The organism is Mycobacterium sp. TH-M103 (assembly GCF_057473785.1).
In genome coordinates, this window is record NZ_JBYCLG010000207.1 from 58514 (window position 1) to 73575 (window position 15062).

Consider the following 15062-nt stretch of genomic DNA (forward strand, 5'->3'; position numbering starts at 1 on the left):
TGCCGGCCGCTCGTGGCAGCATTGAGCGCGATGAGTACTCGCCGCGACCTACCCGAGTCGCCGTATCTGGCCGCCGTGACCGGTCGCAAACCCAGCCGGGCGCCGGTGTGGTTCATGCGCCAGGCCGGCCGCTCGCTGCCCGAATACCGCGCGCTGCGCGCCAACCACAACATGCTGGCCGCCTGCTTCGACGCCGAGCTGGTGTGTGAGATCACCCTGCAGCCGGTGCGCCGCCACGGCGTCGACGCGGCGATCCTGTTCTCCGACATCGTGGTGCCGCTGCTCGGCGCCGGCATCGACCTGGACATCGTCGCCGGTGTCGGGCCGGTCATCGCCGCGCCGGTGCGCACCGCGGCCGACGTCGATGGGCTCAAACCCCTTGACCCGCAACGAATTCAGCCGGTTTCGGACGCGGTCGGGTTGCTGGTGGCCGCGCTCGGGGAGGTCCCGCTGATCGGGTTCGCCGGTGCGCCGTTCACCCTGGCGTCCTACCTGATCGAGGGGGGCCCGAGCCGCCACCACGCCCGCACCAAGGCGATGATGCTGGCCGAACCCGACAGCTGGCACGCGCTGCTGGGCAAGCTGGCCGACGTCACCGTCGGTTTCCTGCGGGCCCAGCTCGACGCGGGGGTGGACGCCATCCAGGTGTTCGACTCGTGGGCGGGGGCTCTGTCGCTGGCCGACTACCGCACCTACGTGCAGCCGCACAGCGCTCGGGTGTTCGCCGAGCTGGCCGACTACGGCGTGCCGATGACGCACTTCGGGGTCGGCACCGCCGAGTTGCTGGGCGCGATGTCGGACTGCGGGGCCACGGTGGTCGGTGTGGACTGGCGTACCTCGCTCGCGGACGCCGCGTCCCGCGTCGGCGCCGGCACGGCGCTGCAGGGCAACCTCGACCCGGTGGTTCTGCTCGCGGACTGGCCGGCGGTGGAGCGCGCCGCGCGCGCGGTGGTCGACGACGGACGCCGCGCCGTCGACGCCGGGGCGGCCGGTCACGTGTTCAACCTCGGCCACGGGGTGCTCCCGGAAACCGATGCCGGCGTGCTGACCGAGTTGGTGTCGCTGGTCCACTCGCTATGACATCTCGCTCGTATTGCGTTGTCGGGGGCGGTGTTTCGGGGCTGACGGCGGCCTACCGGCTGCGTGCGGCCGATGCGGACGCCGACATCACGCTCGTGGAGCCCGGTGACCGGCTGGGCGGGATCCTGCGCACCGAGCGCGTCGGGGCGCAGTCGATGGACGTCGGCGCCGAGGCGTTCGTGCTGCGCCGGCCCGAGCTGCCCGCGCTGCTGGCCGAACTCGGGCTGTCCGGGCGCCAGCTCGCCACCACCGGCGCGCGGCCGCTGATCTACGCCGGGCAGACGTTGCATCCGCTGCCGACGGGTACCGTCGTCGGGATCCCGTCGTCGGCGGCCTCGATGGTGGGGCTGGTCGACGAGGCCACCGTCGCACGCATCGAGGCCGAGCCCGCCCGCCCGCTGGACTGGCGCCCCGGCGCCGATCCGGCGGTCGCCGACCTGGTGGGTGAGCGCTTCGGCGAACAGACGGTGGCCCGCTCGGTGGATCCGCTGCTCAGCGGGGTGTATGCGGGTTCCGCGGCGACGATAGGCCTGCGCGCGGCGGCCCCCGGCGTGGCGGCGGCCCTCGATGGCGGCGCCGCCTGCCTGACCGACGCGGTCCGCCGGGCACTGCCGCTGGCCACCGGCGCGCCGGTGTTCGGGGCGATCGACGGCGGCTATCAGGTGCTGGTCGACGAGCTGGTGCGGCGCAGCCGGTTGCGCCGGGTCCGCGCCGCGGTGCGCCGGCTCGACCGGGCCGGGGCCGGCTGGGACCTGCTCGACGACTCCGGTGCGCGCCACCACGCCGACGCGGTGGTCCTGGCGATTCCGCCCGCACAGGTGGCGCAGCTGGTGGCCGGCATCGCCCCGCACAGCGCCGCGGCCGCCGGCCGGATCGTCTGCGCGTCGTCGGCGGTGGTGGCGCTCGCGGTGCCCGCCGACACCCCGTTCCCGCAGTGTTCGGGCGTGCTGGTGGCCAGCGGGGAGCGGTTGCGGTGTAAGGCGGTCACCCTGTCGTCCCGCAAGTGGGGCGCCCGCGGGGACACCCAGCTGCTGCGGCTGTCGTTCGGGCGTTGCGGCGACGGGCTGGCCGAATCCGCCTCGGACGACGACCTGCTGGGCTGGGCGCTGAGCGACCTGGTCGACGTGTTCGGGCTGTCCGTCGAGCCGGTCGACGTGCGCGTGCAGCGCTGGCTCGCGGCGATGCCGCAGTACGGTCCCGGACACGCCGCGCTGGTCGCCGAGGTGCGCGCGGGTCTGCCCCCGGGGCTGGCCGTGGCGGGCAGCTACCTGGACGGCATCGGCGTGCCGGCGTGTGTCGGCTCGGCGGGACGCGCGGTCGAGGCCCTCGAAGCGGAAGTGGCACGATAGGTTCCATGGCCAAGCTCGATTACGACGCGCTGAATGCGACGGTGCGCTACCTGATGTTCTCGGTGTTCTCCGTGCGCCCGGGCGCGCTCGGCGAACAGCGGGAAGCCGTCGTCGACGACGCGGCGACCTTCTTGAAGCTGCAGGAGGAGCGCGGCGTCGTGGTGCGCGGCCTCTACGACGTCGCCGGCCTGCGGGCCGACGCCGACTTCATGATCTGGACCCACGCCGAGACCGTCGAGGCGCTGCAGGCGACCTACGCCGACTTCCGGCGCACCACAACGCTGGGCCGGGCCTGCGCGCCGGTGTGGAGCAGCGTGGCGCTGCACCGCCCGGCCGAGTTCAACAAGAGCCACATCCCGGCGTTTCTGGCCGGCGAGGAACCCGGCGCCTACATCTGCGTGTATCCGTTCGTGCGGTCCTACGAGTGGTACCTGCTGCCCGACGAGGAGCGCCGCCGCATGCTCTCCGAGCACGGCATGGCCGCCCGGGAGTACAAGGACGTCCGCGCCAACACCGTCCCGGCGTTCGCGCTCGGGGACTACGAGTGGATCCTGGCGTTCGAGGCCCCCGAGCTGCACCGCATCGTCGACCTGATGCGCGAGCTGCGCGCCACCGACGCCCGGCGGCACACCCGCGAGGAGACGCCGTTCTTCACCGGGCCGCGGGTGGCGGTCGAGCAGCTGGTGAACGCGCTGCCATGACGGTCCCCTTCGACCCGACAGATCCCGCCCGGTTCGAGGAGATGTACCGCGACGAGCGGCTGTCGAACGGCCTGCCGGCGGCCACGCCGTGGGACATCGGCGGGCCGCAGCCGGTGGTCCGGCGGCTGGTCGCCCTCGGCGCCGTGCGGGGTGAGGTGCTCGACCCGGGCACCGGGCCCGGCCACCACGCCATCTACTACGCCTCGCAGGGGTATGCGGCCACCGGCATCGACGGCTCGGCGACCGCGTTGGAGCGGGCCCGGGACAACGCGCAAAAGGCAGGTGTGTCGGTCGATTTCGAGCTGGCCGACGCGACCAGGCTGGACGGTTTCGAGGGCCGCTTCGACACCGTCGTGGACTGCGCTTTCTACCACACGTTCAGCACCGATCCCGAGCTGCAGAAGTCCTACGTGCGGGCGCTGCACCGAGCCACCAGGCCGGGCGCGCGGCTGTACATGTTCGAGTTCGGCGCGCACGACGTCAACGGCTTCACCATGATGCGGTCGCTGTCCGAGGACGACTTTCGTCAGGTGCTGCCGCCGGGTGGCTGGGAGATCACCTATCTTGGCCCGACGACCTACCTGGTCAACATGAGCGCCGAGACCATCGAGATGATGGCCGCGCGCAACCCCGACATGGCCGAGCAGGCCCGGAGCCTGCTGGAGCGGTTCCGGGCGATGGAGCCGTGGCTGCAGGGCGGTCGTGTGCACGCCCCGTTCTGGGAGGTGCACGCCACGCGCGTGGACTGATCTGCGCCCTGGCTTGTCGCGACACATAACTCGTTGCGACGACACGCCGACGCGGGTCGCAACGAGTTATGTCCCGGGGATCCTGGGGCGTCGTAAATGCGTCTTCCCACGAGTGGACGAGGTGTTTGTCGGCAGTGACGCGGTGCGGCAGGGGCGGCTGAGCCCGTACCGATTGCGCACCGATTTCCAGGCCATCTACCCCGATGTCTACCTGCCGCATCATTCCGCGCCGTCGCTGCGTATGCGTTCCCGTGCGGCGTGGCTGTGGTCGGGCCGGCGCGGCGTCGTGGCCGGGCTCGCCGCGGCGGCGTTGCACGGCTCGAATTGGATCGACGACGACGTGCCCGTCGAGTTGATCTGGCGTAACCAGCACGCTCCGGACGGAGTGGTCACGCGCAATCAGCGTGTCCGGCCGGATGAGGTCACCCTCGTCGCCGGTTTACCGGTGACCACCCTAGCGAGGACGGCGTTCGACCTGGCCAGACAACTACGCAGGGGCGAGGCTGTGGCGCGGCTCGACGCCCTGATGCGCGCGACGCCTTTCGACGTCGGGGAGGTGTCAGTGCTGGCCATTCGGTACCGCGGTGCGCGGGGCCTGCGGCGGTTACGCGCGGCGCTTCCGCTCGTCGACCCTGGTGCCGCGTCGCCCAAGGAGACCTGGCTGCGTCTTCTGCTGATCGATGCCGGGTTGTCGGCTCCGACGACCCAGATTCCGGTGCATGACCACTGGCGATTGGTCGGCGTGCTCGACATGGGCTGGGAGAGATACAAAGTAGCCGCCGAGTACGACGGTGACCGGCATCGGTCCGACCGCCGGCAGTACGCCCGAGACCAGTGGCGCTCACGCAAGCTGCAGGAGCTCGCCTGGATCGTCGTCCGGGTGATCGCCGAGGACAAGCCGCAGGACGTCGTGCGGCGGGTGCGCGACGCGCTCGTCCGTCGCGGATGCCGCGAGATATAAACCGTTGCGTTGAGCATAGGCGTGTCGTCGCAGCTGGTTATGTGTCGCGAGGCTGGGGCCCGGCTATGAGCCCGTCGGGACCAGGCGCAGCGAGATGGAGTTGATGCAGTAGCGCTGGTCGGTGGGCGTCGGGTAGCCCTCACCGGTGAACACGTGACCCAGGTGGCTGTGGCAGGTGGCGCACAGCACCTCGGTGCGGGTCATCCCCAGCGAGGTGTCGGAACGCAGGATCACCGCGTCGGAGCTCGACGGGTCGAAGAACGACGGCCAGCCGCAGTGCGACTCGAATTTCTCGGTGCTGCGGAACAATTCGGCACCGCAGGCCCGGCATTGGTAGATGCCTTCGGTGGTGGTGTCGGTGTATTCGCCCGTGAACGGCCGCTCGGTGCCGGCACGGCGAAGCACCTCGAACTCCTCACGCGTGAGTTTCTGCCGCCACTCGGCGTCGCTCAGTTGCACCTTGGGACTGGTCATGAGTCAACGGTAGCGCGGCCGGCCGGTAACCAGGCGGGGTCGATCCCGTCGTCCAGCCGGCCCTCGGCCTTGGCGTCCAGGTAGCGGAAGTACAGCACGGTGAACGCCACGATCAGCAGCAGCGACCAGCCGTAGGTGATCTTCAGGTAATGCAGCGCGCGGCCGTACCGCATCCACTTGTAGATCAGCCAGTCGTCCAGCGTCAGGAAGCCGTAGATGCCCAGCCACGCCGGCCAGTTGCGGATCAGCGAGTTGGGCAGCACCACAGTCATCAGGAACGGGAACAGCATCATCGAGTAGTAGCCCTGGGCCAGCGACAGCACCAGCCACGACCACAGCAGTAGCACGCCCGTCGAGCTGGTGAACCAGAACAGTTGGTCGCGGGTGCGGTAGTAGCGGTACAGCAGCCACAGGGCGCCGATCGCCAGCAGCGTGAACAGGATCCGCATGAACAAGATCAGCCAGGCGGGCAGGCCGAAGTACACGCCGTTGCCCTCGATGGAGCTGTTGAAGTAGTCGCGGGTGCCCAGGATGTAGGGCACCGTGCGGGTGAGGAAGTCCATCGGGTCGCTCACCAACGGCCACGCCGCCGCGTTGATCACCACGGGGATGGCGAAGGCCGGCACCAGCGCGCGCCACTGCCGGTTCAGCAGCGGCAGCAACAGCAACGGTCCCAGCAGCGGTTTGAGCGTGAGCGTCAGGCCGATGGCGACACCGGCCCACCACTGCCGGCTGAACCGGCCATCCAGCAGCCAGCGCAGGAACAGGATTTCCGCCAACAGGACGCAGCCGTTGATGTTGGTGAACACCAGCGTGCTGGTCACGGTCTCGGTGGCGAACATGGCCGTCAGCAGGGCGGGTGCGGCCACCGAGGACAGGGTGAACTTGAACATCCGCAGCAGCAGGTACCAGGCGATCAGGATGGCCACGGTGTTGATCAGGATGAACAGGTAGCGCGACGGCGTGAAGGAAAGGTATCCGAACGGCGCCATCAGCAGCGTGCCGCCGGGCGGGTACAGGTAGTGCGGGTCGACGTAGTCGAAGTGCTCGTTGTAGATGTCCCAGCCGTGCCGGAAGTTAAGCACCGCCCGGTACACCGGCTTGAAGTCGTCGGTGATGTTGCCGTTGAGGGAAAGCGGGATGCTGCGGTGCAGCACCGACAGGATGGCCACCGGCCACAACGCCGATCGCACGACCGCCGCCGCGCCGGGCGCGCCGGTGCGGGGACGAAAAGCGGTCAGGATCCGGTCACCCCAGCCGGTTCGGGTCGAGTCAGCTGCCGTCACGAGCGAACCGTACACCGGGGCGGCGCGGGCCGGCGTAAGGGACTCAGGCGGGACAGTAGGTGTCGGTGCCGGGCAGCTTGCCGTCGTTGAGGTAGGCGATCAGCGGCGGGATCGCGCACGCGGAATAGATGCTCGCACCGTGCCCGATGCCCTGCCACATCACCCGCTTGCTGGCCGCGTTGGCGTTGATGATGAGGGCCGCCGTCGCGGCGACGCCACCGGTGCCCACGATCGGGTCCTTCTGCACGCCGGCCAGCAACACGTCGATCTTCAGGTCTTTCGGCGGCGCCGGCGGTGAGCTGGTGGGCCAGTGCACGCATTTGACCATGTTGAGCGCGCCGACCGTGCCGAACTGCGGGTAGAGCTTGCCCCACGCCACGACGAGTTCGCGGACCCGGTCGGGGGGGGGCGGTTGACCGCGTCGCTGCAGGAGTTGACGAACTGGCCGTCGGTGTCCTGGGTGGCGTCGGCGTGGGTGATCAGGGTGTTCAGCGGGTCGACGTCGCCGGAACGGGCGCTGGCCAGCGCGTTGGCCAGGCTCGAGACCGTGTCGGTGCTCCCGCCGGACGGGTAGCCCAGGGCGACGGTGATGGCGTTGGCCACCTGCGCGACCGACGCCCCGCCGGGGCCCCGGCCGGCGCGCGCGTCGGACAGCAGCGCGCTGACGGCGCCCTTGGGGTCGGGGACCAGCGCGCAGTTGAGCGCCACGCACTGGGCGGCGAACGCGTCGAGCGCGGCCTGCTGGCCCTTGACCTGCTGCTCGGCGGCCGCCTCGGCGCCGGTTCCCAACGCGACCGGGGAGTCCAGGATCAGCCGGGCAACCTTGCCCGGCCGCGACGAGGCGTAGGTGAGCGCCACCTGGGCGCCGTTGCCGACTCCCACGAGCGCGACCGCGGGCACGTCCCACAGGGTGCGCAGCCGCTCGATGTCGGAGGCGGCATGCACGTTGTCGTAGGCGGAGGCGCCCGGCGCGATGGCGTCGGTGCAGTTGGTGGTGGCGGTGTTGGAGATGTCGGACAGGTTGGCGACGGGGTCGTCGCCACGCTGGAATTGCGCCTGGTTGCGCATCGCGTCCCGGTCGAAGCGGTCGCGGCAGTCGATCGGGGTCGACATCCCCATGCCGCGGCGGTCGACGGCGACGATCGGGTGGGTTTGCAGCACGCCGGCGCCCGCCCGCCCCAGCCACACCGGCAGCTGCGCCGAGGACGGCAGGTCGGAGCCGGTGGTGAACACCAGCGGACCGGCGTCGCGCGGGGTGCGATCCGACCGGGCGCGGACCGCCCCGATGGTCAGGGTTCCCGACCCGCCGTTAATCGGGTCGAGGTCGGTGTCGTAGGTGGCGCAGTCCAGCCGGACACCGGCGGGGACGGGGACGGCCGCGTCGGTGAACACCCGCGACGTGCAGTCGCGCCAGGAGAGGTCGTTCTTGGGTGCGGCGATCGGCGGCGGTCCGCTCGGCTTCGGCTTGCTCGGGGCCGCCCCCTGCGGCCGGGCGCCGGAGTTGGTGGCGAAGCGCGGGTCGGCGGGCAGGCCCGGGACACAGCCGGCCAGCACCGTGCTCACCGCGAGCAGGGCCGCAACGGACGGGAGGGGCCGACGCATAACGACCACCCTAGCTAGCTGCGCACGTAGCGGGTGTAGAGGTAGCCGGCGTCGTCGGTCAGGACGTGGGCACAGCGCATCCGGGTCAGCAGCTGGCCCTGGCCCGTCACGATGCGGCGCGCCTGGCCGCCGAGCACTAAGGGCGCGATCGTCAGGCACAGCTCGTCGAGCATGTCGCGCTGGATCAGCGAGCCGAGCAGCATCGGGCCGCCCTCGGTCAGGATGCGGCGCATCCCGCGGGTCGCGAGGTTGGCCAGCAGCGCGGCCTCGTCCACCGTGCCGGGATCGTCGCCGGAGCAGTCGACGACCTCGCTGACGTCCCCGAGCAGCCGGCGCGCCTCGTCGGTGGCCGCCGAGCTGGTGAGCACCAGCGGCGGCACCTCGGTGCGGGTGAACACCGCCATGTCGCGATCCAGACGGCCCGCCTGGGTGACGATCGCCAGTTGCGGGACCTCGCTCTGGCCGCGGGCTTGCCGGCGCTGCCGCTGGGCGGCGCCCACCTGCACGCCGGAGTACCCCTCGACCCGCACGGTGCCCGCCCCGACGACGATGACGTCGGCCAGCTCGCGCAGCAGGTTGAACACCATCCGGTCCCCGGGCCCGCCCATCGCGCCGCTGGTGCCGTCGGTGGTGGCGCCGCCGTCCACGCTGGTGATGAAATTCGCCCGGACCCAGGTGTCGTCGCGCGGGGGATAGGCGTAGAGCAGTGCCAGTTCGCCCTCGTCGAGCTCGCGGGCGGACCCCAGCTGGGTCAGCGGGGTGTCGATCGCCTCGGAGTCGGGCATGACCTTGATTGCAGCACGTCGGCGGCGTTCGCGCACGCAAGGGGCCGCTTGCGGACGCGGGGTCAGCGAATCTGGCGAACCATGACGTAGTCGTCCTCGCGGTGGGTGCCCACCTGAAATGTCCGGGTGCCGCTCACCCGGAAGCCGCTCTTGGTGTAGAAGCGTTGTGCGCGTTCATTTTTCTGGTTGACGCCCAGCCACACGCAGCGGGCGCTCCACCGTCCGGCGGCGTCCAGCGCCCGCGCCATCAGCGCCGCCGCGGCCCCGGTCCCGTGCTGTTCGGCGAGCACGTACATCTTCGAGAGCTCGGCGGCCGGGCGGAGGTCGACGGCCCGCTGCACGTCCGCGTCGTCACCCACGCCGCGAACCAGCATGGCGTAACCGATGATCCGGTTGTCCTGGCGTGCGGTGAGCACCGCCCGGTCCGGGTCGGCCAGGTATTGGGCGAAGCGCGCGGCGGACAGGTTCGCACCGATGAACACGGCCACGCTCTCGGGCGGCACCGACGGCGGGCATGCCAACGAAAAGGTAAGAGCGGCAACGGCGGCCAACTCGTCGACGGAATCCGCCGTTGCCGGGTGGACGACTCGGGTCAGAGATTCCATTGCGCGAGATGATAACCCGTCTTCTTGTCCAGCAGGACGACGGTGGAGACCGGGTCGCGGTAGGCGTCCCAGTACACCTCGCCGCGCACGATCGCGCCGTTGGGCGCGTTGACGAGCACGTTGTCCAGCGCGTCGGGCGCGTCGGAGGTGCGCGGCACGTAGGCGTCGGCGTTCGGGGTCACCCCGTCGAAGGCGAAGTCGGTCGCCAGGATGAACGGGTTGGGCACCCGGACCGCGCGCACGGTCACGTCGGCGCGCTCGACGCTGCTGCCCGGGAAGCCCTTGTAGGTGCCGCTGCGGATGTAGCCGAATCCCGGCGGCGGGTCGCAGGGGCCCACGCTGGTGACGGTGACGTCGGCGATGTAGTCGCCGTTGTCCACGCGCAGGGTGTCACCGAGGTGACCGATCGGGGCGTCGCCGGCCAGGGCCCGCGGTGCGGCCCAGCCCGCCACGCTCACGGCGGTGGCGCTCGCGGCGGCGACGAGGACGGTGGACAGGGCGATCAGCGGGCGGCGCATCTTGGCATGATCGCACAGCGCTACGGCGAGGGGGAGCGGTTGTCCGGACCGCGTCCGGCGGCGTCTTTGTCGCTGTTCAGGGACTCGAGTGCGCGAGCCAGGTCGGCCTCGATCTGGTCTTTGCCGGCGCCGCAGCGGTGCAGCGGGCCGTCCCCGCCCTCGAGTTCGAGCAGCGCCAGCAGCAGGTGCTCGGTGCCGATGTAGTTGTGGCCGAGCCGAAGCGCCTCGCGGAAGGTCAGTTCGAGGGCCTTGCGGGCCGGGCCGCTGAACGGGATCAGCTCCGGTGTGGTCGCCGGTGCGGGGGGGTCCGACGGCGACGGGGTCGCGGCGGCGCGCAGCGCATCGGTGTCGACGTGCCCGCGGTGCAGCAGCACGGTGGCCAGCGCGGCCGGGTCGGCGAGCAGGCCGTGCAGCAGATGGTCGGGGGTGATCTCGGTGACGCCCGCGTCGTGTGCGGCGTTCTGCGCGGCGACGACGGCGTTGCGGGCCCGCGGCGTGAAGCGGCCGAAGCCTTGCCGGGGGTCGAGCGTCGTGGCTCCGGGGCGCGGGACGAACCGCTTCTGGGCGGCCTGTTTGGTGACGCCCATGCTCTTGCCGATGTCGGTCCAGGACGCCCCGGAGCGGCGGGCCTGGTCGACGAAGTGCCCGATGAGGTGGTCGGCGACCTCGCCGAGGTGCTCGGCGGCCAGGACGGCGTCGGCCAGCTGGTCCAGCGCGTCGGGGTGGACCTGTTTGATGGCGGTGATCAGGTCGTCGAGGCGGACGGGGTAGGAGATCGGCGTGGCATCCGGCATGCGTCAACGCTAGGTTGACGACGGCACCGCTGTCAACCTGACGTTGACGCCCCGTGGTTCCTCTGCGACGATCGGGGCGGTATGAGATTCTCCGCGGCGGTGATCGGGCTCGCCGTCATGCTCGGCGTGGCGGTGCCCGCGCACGCCGACGCCCCCGACGACCAATTCCTCGCGACCCTGCAGGCGGCCGGCATCACCTATTCGGATCCGGGCCGGGCGATCGCGGCCGGAAAGGCGGTCTGCAACATGGCCGGGCAGGGCACGCAGATGGCCGACATCGTCAAAAGCGTCCAGAAACTCAACCCCAAGCTCCAAGGCGACAACGCCGCGAAGTTCACCGCGATCGCGGCCAACGTCTACTGCCCGGATGCGCTGGGCGCCGTGCCGGCGCCCCCGAACGGGGGCTGACCGCTCGCGCCGTTCGTCATCGTCTTTTTACATTCGCGCTACCGGGGTTCTATCGGCGAAACGTGTTGTCAACATTCCGAATTTAAGCTTCGTCGGACGGCGCCCGGCTTTCCTCGAGGATGCGAATTTGGACGTTCTGCAACGGCAATTGGTCGACCCACTCAGCGAAATCCTCAACACGCGCATCCTCGTTTATCTGCTCATCGGCGTCGGCATGTATTTCACGGTGCGCACCAGATTCGTCCAGATCCGTTACTTCGGCCGAATGCTGCGTCAGCTCCGCAGATCCCGTCGCCGGCACGGCGGGATCTCGTCGTTTCAGGCGTTCTGCGTCGGGTTGGCGTCGCGGGTGGGCACCGGCAACATCGCCGGGGTCGCGATCGCGCTCACCGTCGGCGGGCCCGGTGCCATCTTCTGGATGTGGGTGGTGGCCGCGGTCGGCATGGCCACCGCGGTGATCGAGGCGACGCTGGCCCAGATCTTCAAGGTCGGCTCCGAGGACGGGGCCTTTCGCGGTGGCCCCGCGTTCTACATCCAGCACGGGCTGCGCTCGAAGGCGGGCGGCGTCTTGTTCGCCATCCTGCTGGTGTGCAGCTTTGCCACCGCGTTCAACATGGTGGAGACCAATGCGATCAGCGGGGTACTGAAGTCGTCACATGGCATCGGGACCGGCTGGACGACAACGGTTTTGACATTGCTCGCGGCGCCGGTGCTGTTCGGTGGGGTGCGCAGCGTCGCGAAGTTCGCGGGATTGGTGCTGCCGGTGGTGGCGCTGGTCTATGCGTTGCTGGCCCTGGCGATCGTGACGCTCAACATCGCCCAGCTGCCGGCGGTGATCGAGGAGATCGTGGGTGGGGCGTTCGGGGCCAGTCAGATGGCGGGCGGCTTCGCCGGTGGCATCGCGGTGGCGATGCTGACCGGGGTCAAGCGGGGCCTGTTCGCGTGCGAGGCCGGTCTGGGCAGTTCGCCCAACATCGCGGGCGCCGCGACCGTGGCGCATCCGGTGGAACAGGGGCTGATCCAGTCGCTCGCGGTCTTCGTCGACACCATGGTGATCTGCACGGCGACGGCCTTCATCGTGTTGATGTCGGGGCCCGGGGTCTACGACCCGGCGCACCCGGGTGCGCTCGCCGGTGCCAGCCTGACCGAGTCGGCGATCGCCGCGGGTCTCGGCTCGTGGACCACGGTGGTCATGACGTCGGTGGTGTTCGTCTTCGCGTTCGCCTCGGTGCTGAGCAATTACGTGTGCGCCGAGGCCAACCTGTTCTTCCTGGGTGGTCGGGGGCCGGCGATCCACGCGCTCAAGGGCGTGACCCTGCTGTCGATGGCGGTGGGCGCGATGTCGCAGCTGACGCTGGTGTGGGCGCTGGCAGATCTCGCGATGGCGCTGATGGCCATCGTCAACCTGGTGGCGATCTGCCTGCTGGGCAGGTGGGCGTTCGCCGCGCTGCGGGATTTCCACCGGCAGTCCGCGCGGGGCGTGCGCCCGGTGTTCGTGGCCAGCGAGGCGGGGCTGCCGGGGGTGCTCGACGGCGACGTCTGGGACTCGCCCGAGCCACTGCTGGTCCGGGGGCTGCCCGAATCGCCTCCCGCTCGGCGGCCCTTGCCGCGCGTTCCGTGGGTTTCGCGGGCTTCGCGGGCGCCTGCGGCGTAGCGGGCGGGTGGCCGGTGGCTTCGGAAAGTTCACCTACAGTTTGCCGCCGGGCAGGTCGGTCCGCCGCGGCGTGCGCGAGAATTGTCTGGTTATGAAATTTCTCCTTCCGCTCACTTGTGTGGCCGCAGCGATCGGCATAGCCGCACCGGCGCACGCCGACATCAACAACGATCAGGACTTCCTGACGCAGCTGCGCGCCGCCGACATCACCTACAAGAATCCCGAGCTGGCCATCAGCGCGGCCAAATCGGTGTGCTCGCTGCTCGACGACGGGTCGTCGGCCGCGGAGATCGTGACGGAGCTGCGCAACCGCAACCCGGAATTCCAGGGTGCCGGTGCCGCGAAGTTCACCACGCTCTCGGCCGCCCACTACTGCCCGAACTACCTGACCGGCAGCGGGGGACCGAAACCGGCGAACGAGGCCGGCGGCCCGGCCGCCCCGGGCAGCCCCGGCAACTGACGGCCTACCGGCGCGGCGTCACGTCGCGCGGGCCTCGATGATGCTGAACCGCGACGCGGTCGGCACCACGCGCGTCATCTCGAAACCGCCCGCCTCGAGCAGCCGACGGTACTCGTCGGCGGTGCGTTCCCGGCCGTTGTTGATGATCAGCATCTCCATGTCGACCAGTTTGACGACGGGTGCGCTGTCGTCCTCGGGCACGACCGCCTCGACCAGCAGGAGCGTCGCGCCGGGGCCGCCGGCCGACCGTATGTTGCGCAGGATCTGCACGCATGGGTCGTCGTCCCAGTCGTGGATGATGTGCTTGAGGACGTAGGCGTCGCCGCCGGCGGGGACGCCGTCGAAGAACGACCCCTCGGCAAGCCGAACCCGTTCCGCCACACCGAGTTCCCGCAGTAGCGGCATCGCCCCGGCGACCACGTCGGGCAGGTCGTAGAGCACGCCCTGCGCCTCGGGTGCCGACTCCAGGATCGCGGCCAGCAGGCGGCCGTGACCGCCGGCGACGTCGACGACGGTGCCGTAGGACGCAAAGTCGTAGGCCTGCACGACGGGTCCGATCGCCGCACTGGACAAGCCCGTCATCGCGTCGTTGAAGATCTGCCCGAATTCGGTGTCGTCGCCCATGTATTCGAAGAAGCTCTTGCCGCGCAGCTTCTTGACGACGGAGTTGCCGGTCTTGATCGCCTCGGTCAGCAGGCTCCAATGCTCGCGCTGCTGGCGCGAGCCGACGAAGCGCGCCATGGCCGCCATCGACACCGGCGCGTCGGAACGCAACAGCTCGGCCAGCGGAGTCAGCGCGTAGCGGCCGTCGGCGCGCAGGGCGAAGATGTCCCGGCTCGTCAACGCCCGCAGCAGCCGGCGCAGCGCGTCGGGGTTGGCGCCGACCCTGCCGGCCAGTTCGTCGAGGGGAAGCGGCCCGGACGCCAACGCGTCGGCCACCCCCAGATCGGCGGCCGTGGTGATCGCCTGCGACATCCAGGCGCCCAGGATCAGCTCGTTCATCACCTCCGGCAACGGGGGCTGCTGCGGGTCGGATGATGCTGCGTCGGAAGTCGTCACGGATGCCCTCGGGTCGGTGGCCACTGAACTCCACGGAGTCTTTCACGGATGGCCGCGGCGGTGCCCGGCACGTACCGTATCGGCGCACGGCGTCGCGCGGGCGGCGGTCGCGCGCATCCGGCAGAACCCGGACCCTTATCCGCGCGAGCGGCTGGTCGCCGAGCCCCGCGGCGAGCAGGTTCGCATCACCCGCCCCGACGGGACCGTGCTGCACGCGCTGGCCGCCGGGCAGGGGCCGCCGGTGGTCCTCGTCCACGGCTACGGCGCGCGCATTCTGGAGTGGAACCTAGTGTGGGAGGCATTGCAGGTCAATGGTTTTGGTGTCATCGCGTTCGACCAGCGCGGGCACGGGCAGTCCACGCTGGGCGGTGACGGTGTCGGCTCCGAACCGATGGCCGCCGACGTCGCCGCGGTCCTGCGGCACTTCGACGTGCGCGACGGGGTGCTCGTCGGGCACTCCATGGGCGGTTTCGTCAGCATCCGCGCAGTGCGGGGCGCATCCGTCGCCGGCGATGGTCTCGGTGTTCGTCGAGTTCTTCAACCGGCACCTCGACGAGCACGGGCCGCTGCTGCCGAT

General features: G+C 70.4%; 16 protein-coding genes and 1 pseudogene. 9 read left to right on the forward strand and 8 right to left on the reverse strand.

Going from position 1 to position 15062, the window contains the following annotated elements; all coding sequences use genetic code 11:
- Positions 1 to 30 precede the first annotated feature (30 nt).
- The 5 genes from hemE (at position 31) to AC2VOR_RS11675 (ending at position 4840) form a co-directional block, all read left to right on the forward strand.
- Complete coding sequence (hemE, locus tag AC2VOR_RS11655) at positions 31 to 1080, forward strand: uroporphyrinogen decarboxylase (protein ID WP_369739370.1); 1050 nt, start codon at positions 31 to 33, stop codon at positions 1078 to 1080.
- Positions 1077 to 2429, forward strand: coding sequence for a protoporphyrinogen oxidase (locus AC2VOR_RS11660; protein ID WP_369739369.1), 1353 nt, complete (start codon positions 1077 to 1079; stop codon positions 2427 to 2429). The genes hemE and AC2VOR_RS11660 overlap by 4 nt, the downstream gene beginning before the upstream one ends.
- Before the next feature lie 5 nt (positions 2430 to 2434).
- Positions 2435 to 3130: a hydrogen peroxide-dependent heme synthase gene (hemQ, locus tag AC2VOR_RS11665; RefSeq protein WP_369739368.1), complete on the forward strand. Its 696-nt coding sequence runs from the start codon at positions 2435 to 2437 to the stop codon at positions 3128 to 3130.
- Complete coding sequence (locus AC2VOR_RS11670; RefSeq protein WP_369739367.1) at positions 3127 to 3879, forward strand: class I SAM-dependent methyltransferase; 753 nt, start codon at positions 3127 to 3129, stop codon at positions 3877 to 3879. Before hemQ ends, AC2VOR_RS11670 begins: the two co-directional genes overlap by 4 nt.
- Before the next feature lie 112 nt (positions 3880 to 3991).
- Positions 3992 to 4840: a hypothetical protein gene (locus tag AC2VOR_RS11675; protein WP_369739366.1), complete on the forward strand. Its 849-nt coding sequence runs from the start codon at positions 3992 to 3994 to the stop codon at positions 4838 to 4840.
- Positions 4841 to 4903: 63 nt separating this feature from the next.
- Here the strand turns inward: AC2VOR_RS11675 and msrB are convergent, their stop codons facing one another.
- The 7 genes and pseudogenes from msrB to AC2VOR_RS11710 all read right to left on the reverse strand — a co-directional run bounded on the left by msrB (position 4904) and on the right by AC2VOR_RS11710 (position 10904).
- On the reverse strand, positions 4904 to 5314 hold the full coding sequence (gene msrB / locus AC2VOR_RS11680; protein WP_369739365.1) for a peptide-methionine (R)-S-oxide reductase MsrB: 411 nt from the start codon (positions 5312 to 5314) through the stop codon (positions 4904 to 4906).
- The gene (gene aftC, locus AC2VOR_RS11685; RefSeq protein ID WP_369739364.1) at positions 5311 to 6615 is read right to left on the reverse strand and encodes an arabinofuranan 3-O-arabinosyltransferase; all 1305 of its coding nucleotides are present in this window, start codon (positions 6613 to 6615) and stop codon (positions 5311 to 5313) included. Before aftC ends, msrB begins: the two co-directional genes overlap by 4 nt.
- Positions 6616 to 6643: 28 nt before the next feature.
- A pseudogene (locus AC2VOR_RS11690) lies at positions 6644 to 8202 on the reverse strand (alpha/beta hydrolase).
- Between the two features lie 14 nt (positions 8203 to 8216).
- Positions 8217 to 8987 (reverse strand): pyrimidine reductase family protein, encoded by a 771-nt coding sequence (locus tag AC2VOR_RS11695; RefSeq protein ID WP_369739362.1) that lies wholly within the window; start codon positions 8985 to 8987, stop codon positions 8217 to 8219.
- A 62-nt stretch (positions 8988 to 9049) separates the two neighbouring features.
- Entirely contained in the window at positions 9050 to 9592 is a 543-nt protein-coding gene (locus AC2VOR_RS11700) for a GNAT family N-acetyltransferase (RefSeq protein WP_486963821.1), read from the reverse strand.
- A complete protein-coding gene (locus AC2VOR_RS11705; RefSeq protein ID WP_369739360.1) occupies positions 9580 to 10110 on the reverse strand; it encodes a hypothetical protein in 531 nt (176 codons plus the stop codon). The genes AC2VOR_RS11700 and AC2VOR_RS11705 overlap by 13 nt, the downstream gene beginning before the upstream one ends.
- Before the next feature lie 20 nt (positions 10111 to 10130).
- Positions 10131 to 10904 (reverse strand): Clp protease N-terminal domain-containing protein, encoded by a 774-nt coding sequence (locus tag AC2VOR_RS11710; RefSeq protein ID WP_369739359.1) that lies wholly within the window; start codon positions 10902 to 10904, stop codon positions 10131 to 10133.
- A gap of 81 nt (positions 10905 to 10985) precedes the next feature.
- Here AC2VOR_RS11710 and AC2VOR_RS11715 point away from each other — a divergent pair, with 81 nt between their 5' ends.
- From AC2VOR_RS11715 to AC2VOR_RS11725, 3 genes are all read left to right on the forward strand, one after another.
- Positions 10986 to 11312: a DUF732 domain-containing protein gene (locus AC2VOR_RS11715; RefSeq protein WP_369739358.1), complete on the forward strand. Its 327-nt coding sequence runs from the start codon at positions 10986 to 10988 to the stop codon at positions 11310 to 11312.
- 127 nt (positions 11313 to 11439) lie between these two features.
- Positions 11440 to 12966 (forward strand): alanine/glycine:cation symporter family protein, encoded by a 1527-nt coding sequence (locus AC2VOR_RS11720; protein WP_486963822.1) that lies wholly within the window; start codon positions 11440 to 11442, stop codon positions 12964 to 12966.
- Between the two features lie 91 nt (positions 12967 to 13057).
- Positions 13058 to 13426, forward strand: a complete 369-nt coding sequence (locus AC2VOR_RS11725) for a DUF732 domain-containing protein (RefSeq protein WP_369739356.1) — start codon at positions 13058 to 13060, stop codon at positions 13424 to 13426.
- 18 nt (positions 13427 to 13444) lie between these two features.
- On the opposite strand, the gene AC2VOR_RS11730 is transcribed toward AC2VOR_RS11725, so the two are convergent.
- On the reverse strand, positions 13445 to 14428 hold the full coding sequence (locus AC2VOR_RS11730; protein ID WP_369739355.1) for a methyltransferase: 984 nt from the start codon (positions 14426 to 14428) through the stop codon (positions 13445 to 13447).
- A gap of 73 nt (positions 14429 to 14501) precedes the next feature.
- Here AC2VOR_RS11730 and AC2VOR_RS11735 point away from each other — a divergent pair.
- Positions 14502 to 15062: alpha/beta fold hydrolase (locus AC2VOR_RS11735; RefSeq protein ID WP_486963823.1), on the forward strand; the 561-nt coding region annotated here is incomplete at its 3' end.

What these genes read in the sequence shown, in the direction of transcription:
- hemE (WP_369739370.1), top strand. Translation starts at nt 31, where the DNA reads ATGAGTACTCGCCGCGACCTACCCGAGTCGCCGTATCTGGCCGCCGTG.
- AC2VOR_RS11660 (WP_369739369.1), top strand. Translation starts at nt 1,077, where the DNA reads ATGACATCTCGCTCGTATTGCGTTGTCGGGGGCGGTGTTTCGGGGCTG.
- hemQ (WP_369739368.1), top strand. Translation starts at nt 2,435, where the DNA reads ATGGCCAAGCTCGATTACGACGCGCTGAATGCGACGGTGCGCTACCTG.
- AC2VOR_RS11670 (WP_369739367.1), top strand. Translation starts at nt 3,127, where the DNA reads ATGACGGTCCCCTTCGACCCGACAGATCCCGCCCGGTTCGAGGAGATG.
- msrB (WP_369739365.1), bottom strand. Translation starts at nt 5,314, where the DNA reads ATGACCAGTCCCAAGGTGCAACTGAGCGACGCCGAGTGGCGGCAGAAA.
- AC2VOR_RS11695 (WP_369739362.1), bottom strand. Translation starts at nt 8,987, where the DNA reads ATGCCCGACTCCGAGGCGATCGACACCCCGCTGACCCAGCTGGGGTCC.
- AC2VOR_RS11700 (WP_486963821.1), bottom strand. Translation starts at nt 9,592, where the DNA reads ATGGAATCTCTGACCCGAGTCGTCCACCCGGCAACGGCGGATTCCGTC.
- AC2VOR_RS11705 (WP_369739360.1), bottom strand. Translation starts at nt 10,110, where the DNA reads ATGCGCCGCCCGCTGATCGCCCTGTCCACCGTCCTCGTCGCCGCCGCG.
- AC2VOR_RS11710 (WP_369739359.1), bottom strand. Translation starts at nt 10,904, where the DNA reads ATGCCGGATGCCACGCCGATCTCCTACCCCGTCCGCCTCGACGACCTG.
- AC2VOR_RS11715 (WP_369739358.1), top strand. Translation starts at nt 10,986, where the DNA reads ATGAGATTCTCCGCGGCGGTGATCGGGCTCGCCGTCATGCTCGGCGTG.
- AC2VOR_RS11725 (WP_369739356.1), top strand. Translation starts at nt 13,058, where the DNA reads ATGAAATTTCTCCTTCCGCTCACTTGTGTGGCCGCAGCGATCGGCATA.
- AC2VOR_RS11730 (WP_369739355.1), bottom strand. Translation starts at nt 14,428, where the DNA reads ATGAACGAGCTGATCCTGGGCGCCTGGATGTCGCAGGCGATCACCACG.